Raw genomic sequence first — 3533 nt, forward strand, 5'->3', positions numbered from 1 at the left:
TCCTGCTCTGGTGACGCAAGATCCGGGGACTCGAACTCCGAAGACGCAAGATCCGGGGACTCAAGCGTTGGCGACTCAAGCTCCGGGGGCTCGTAGCGCGCCCAAACATCGCCGGTTTCTGTCTCTTCACGAAAACTCAGCCCCAACGCCTCTGGCGTGGGAACAGACTGCCCGAGATCGTCATCTGTGCATGGTTCCATGAGCCTTTCCTGTTGCCGCTGCCGTCTTGTTGGTGCTGGCCGTGATGCCCTTCGGCGTAGAGGCACTCCGCGCGAGTCCGACTCAGGGCGACCTAGGAAGCGAGCGTAGACAGGGCCGCGGGGTCGGTCAAGACTCAAGCCGATGGGTTGGCCGATGGGTTGATGGGCTCCGCCGCGAGCGGGTCCGCCCGCGCCTTCCCACCGCTGTCATCCATCATGGCCATGGTGGCGGGATTCATGCAATCCTGTGACGATGTCAGCCCCATCGACCTTCCCTCATCGCGGGCGCGAGCGCCGTGGCGTGCGCGCACTGCCCCCGCCGCCCATGCGGCTGCTCGCCATGCTGCTGCTGGCCCTCGCGAGTACATTGACGTCCTGTCCCCAACCGAGGGCCGCTACGGCCTCCGCCCAAGCGATCCGCGCGCAAGACGCGGGCGCCCAAGCATCCCCGTCTTGCGACGCCTTCGACGACGCGAGCGCATCCTGCGCGCCGCAGCCCTCGGTGGTCAGCACCAACCTCTGCGCCGATCTGCTGTTGCTGCGACTCGGCGATCCGGGTCAAATCCGGTCGGTCTCGCGGCAGGCGCACGACTCGGCGCAGTCGCCGGTGGCCGAGCGCGCGGCGCGTTACCCGGCCAATCGCGGCGCGGTCGAGGAACTGCTCTATTACCAGCCCGAGATCGCCTTGACCTATCTCGGCTGGTCCGGGCGCCCGCATGCCGAGCTGTTGGCCGAGCAAGGGATTCGCGTGGTGCCCCTCCCCTATCCGCGCGCCCTCGAGGACGCCTTGGCGATGACCCTGGAGATCGCGCGCGCGATCGACCGCGAGGCCGTCGGCGAACAGGTCGTCGCCGAGGCGCGCGCGCGCATCGCCGCCCTATCGGCGCGCGCGGTGGTCGCCGAGCGGCCGCCGCGCGCGCTCTATCTGCGCCCCAATGGCGGCACCGCCGGCAGCGAGACCTATGTCGACGCGCTGCTCGGACTGCTCGGTCTGCGCAATCTGGCCGCCGAGCAAGGGATTCGCGGCTGGGGCCGCTTGCCGTTGGAGCGACTGCTCGCCGATCCGCCCGATCTCTTCCTGCTGGGCTATTTCGATCAGGCACAGCCGCCATCGAAATCGCGCTATGGTCGCCATCCGTTGTTCGCGGATCTGCTGGAGCAGGTGCCGAGCATCCGCCTGCCGAGTCGCACTGCCTGGGGCTGTGGCGGGCTCGAACTGATCGACGCGGCGGAGTGGATTGCCGCCCGGCTCGATACCCTCGAGGCGCCATTCGAGCCGATCCCCGGATCGACAGCCGAGTCAGCCGGCGCTCCGGCAAACGGTTCGGCCGTCCCGCCGCTCAACCGCTGAATGCGCCCGCACGTACGAGCCCGGGCAAGCCGCCGTCCCTCCATGCAAACGAACCAAGCTCAAACAGCGAACGGCCCGCCAACCCGGCTTCGCGCTCGGCATGCCCGGTCATCCTTGCCGTTGAACTTGGTCCTGATGCTCCTGCTGCTCGGCCTCAGCCTGCTGTCATTGCGTCTTGGCGCCGCGCCGCTGTCGCTGCACGAGGTCATCGCCGGGCTGTTCGGGAGCGGTCCCGAGCCGCATCGATTGATCGTGCAGCAGATTCGCCTGCCCCGCGTCTTGCTCGCCTGGCTGCTCGGCCTGGCGCTGGGGATGTCCGGTGCCGCGCTGCAAGGGCTACTGCGCAATCCGTTGGCCGAGCCGGGACTGCTCGGAATCTCCGCGAGCGCGGGTCTGGGCGCGGTCCTGAGCCTCTACTTTGGCCTCGGCGCGCTCCACGTCTGGACGTTGCCGGCGGCGGCGATGCTGTGCGCCTTGCTCGCCACCCTCTTCCTGTATGCGCTAGCGCGCGCGGGCGCCTCCAACCTGACCCTGATCCTCGCCGGGGTGGCGATCTCGGCGCTGGCCTCGGCGCTGACCTCGCTGGCGCTGAACCTGGCGCCGAATCCCGCCGACGTGCAGGACATCGTGCTCTGGCTGCTCGGCTCGATCAGCGATCGCAGCTTTGCCGATGTGCGCCTGGTGCTGCCGTTCGTGCTGCTCGGCGGGTTGCTGCTGCTCGCCGCCGCGCCGGCGCTGGAGGTGTTGGCCTTGGGCGAGGCCGAGGCGAGCAGCTTGGGCGTGAACCTGCCACGATTGCGGATCCTGGTCATCCTCGGCACCGCGCTGAGCGTCGGCGCCTGCGTCGCGGTCACTGGCGCCATCGGTTTCGTCGGGCTGGTGGTGCCGCACATGCTGCGCCGCTTCGTCCACTACCGACCGGGCCGGCTGCTGCTGCCGAGCGCGCTCGGCGGCGCGATCCTGGTGCTCGCCGCCGATCTCGGCCTGCGCCTGATCGACACCCCGAAGGAATTGCAGCTTGGCGTGGTCACCGCGCTGGTCGGCGCGCCCTTCTTCCTGGCGCTGGTATTGCGCTCGCGTCGGGACATGCTATGAGCCTGGTGCAGATCGAGGCCTTATCGGTGCGCCGCGGCGGCCAGTGGCTGCTCAAGGACATCGATCTCGAGATCGAGCGCGGCGAGCTGTTCGGCCTGATCGGCCCGAACGGGGCCGGCAAGAGCACGCTGCTCAAGGCGATGATGCAATTGCTGCCGTACAGCGGCCGCCTGTGCCTCAAGGGCCAGCCGCTGGCGCGGATGCCGGCGCGCGCGCGCGCCCAACGGCTCGCCTATTTGAGCCAGGATGATCGCCTCCAGTGGCCGATCAGCGTGCGCGATCTGGTCGCGCTCGGGCGCCATCCCTACCGGGGCAGCTGGTGGCGCGGGGCGCTGCATCTCGGCGCGGGCGCCGACGCCGAGGCCGACCGGCGCGCCATCGAGCAGGCGTTGCAGGCCACCGACATCGAATCGCTGGGCGCGCGCCGGACCGATGAGCTTTCCGGCGGCGAGCGCGCCCGCGCCCGTCTCGCGCGCGTGCTTGCGGTGGAGGCCGAGGTGCTGCTCGCCGATGAGCCGGTCGCCGCGCTTGATCCGATGCACCAGCTGCGCGTCATGGAACTCCTGCGCGCCCGCTGTCAGGCCGGGCAGACGGTGGTTGCGGTCCTGCATGATCTCACCCTCGCCAGTCGCTTCTGCGATCGTCTGCTGCTGCTCGATCAGGGCTCGGCGGTCGCCAGCGGCGCGGTCGAGACCGTGCTCGACCCCGAGCATCTGCGCCGCGTCTACGGCATTCGGGCCATCATCGGCGAGCATGACGACGGCGGCCAGGTGCAGCGCTATATCGTCCCCTGGCGCTATGAATCCTAGCGAGGCGGCCGGCATCTTCCTGCGTGCTCAGGCCTTCCTGGGTACCATTGTCACCGATCCGCCGCAAGCCGGGGCCGG

The 3533-nt window shown here is 69.5% G+C and carries 4 protein-coding genes; 3 read left to right on the forward strand and 1 reads right to left on the reverse strand.

Features of this window, described 5'->3' with window-relative positions; all coding sequences use genetic code 11:
* Nucleotides 1-200: hypothetical protein (locus tag ACLFQI_RS12520; RefSeq protein ID WP_410759804.1), on the reverse strand; the 200-nt coding region annotated here is incomplete at its 3' end.
* A gap of 301 nt (nucleotides 201-501) precedes the next feature.
* Here ACLFQI_RS12520 and ACLFQI_RS12525 point away from each other — a divergent pair.
* The 3 genes from ACLFQI_RS12525 (at nucleotide 502) to ACLFQI_RS12535 (ending at nucleotide 3455) form a co-directional block, all read left to right on the forward strand.
* Nucleotides 502-1551 (forward strand): ABC transporter substrate-binding protein, encoded by a 1050-nt coding sequence (locus tag ACLFQI_RS12525; protein WP_410759806.1) that lies wholly within the window; start codon nucleotides 502-504, stop codon nucleotides 1549-1551.
* 135 nt (nucleotides 1552-1686) lie between these two features.
* On the forward strand, nucleotides 1687-2646 hold the full coding sequence (locus ACLFQI_RS12530; RefSeq protein ID WP_410759808.1) for a FecCD family ABC transporter permease: 960 nt from the start codon (nucleotides 1687-1689) through the stop codon (nucleotides 2644-2646).
* Complete coding sequence (locus ACLFQI_RS12535) at nucleotides 2643-3455, forward strand: ABC transporter ATP-binding protein (protein WP_410759810.1); 813 nt, start codon at nucleotides 2643-2645, stop codon at nucleotides 3453-3455. Before ACLFQI_RS12530 ends, ACLFQI_RS12535 begins: the two co-directional genes overlap by 4 nt.
* Nucleotides 3456-3533: the final 78 nt, after the last annotated feature.

This window comes from Halochromatium sp. (genome assembly GCF_046541315.1).
Lineage (GTDB): Bacteria > Pseudomonadota > Gammaproteobacteria > Chromatiales > Chromatiaceae > Lamprobacter.

Coding starts and splice junctions, on each gene's coding strand:
- ACLFQI_RS12530 (WP_410759808.1), top strand. CDS start 1,687: ATGCTCCTGCTGCTCGGCCTCAGCCTGCTGTCATTGCGTCTTGGCGCC.
- ACLFQI_RS12535 (WP_410759810.1), top strand. CDS start 2,643: ATGAGCCTGGTGCAGATCGAGGCCTTATCGGTGCGCCGCGGCGGCCAG.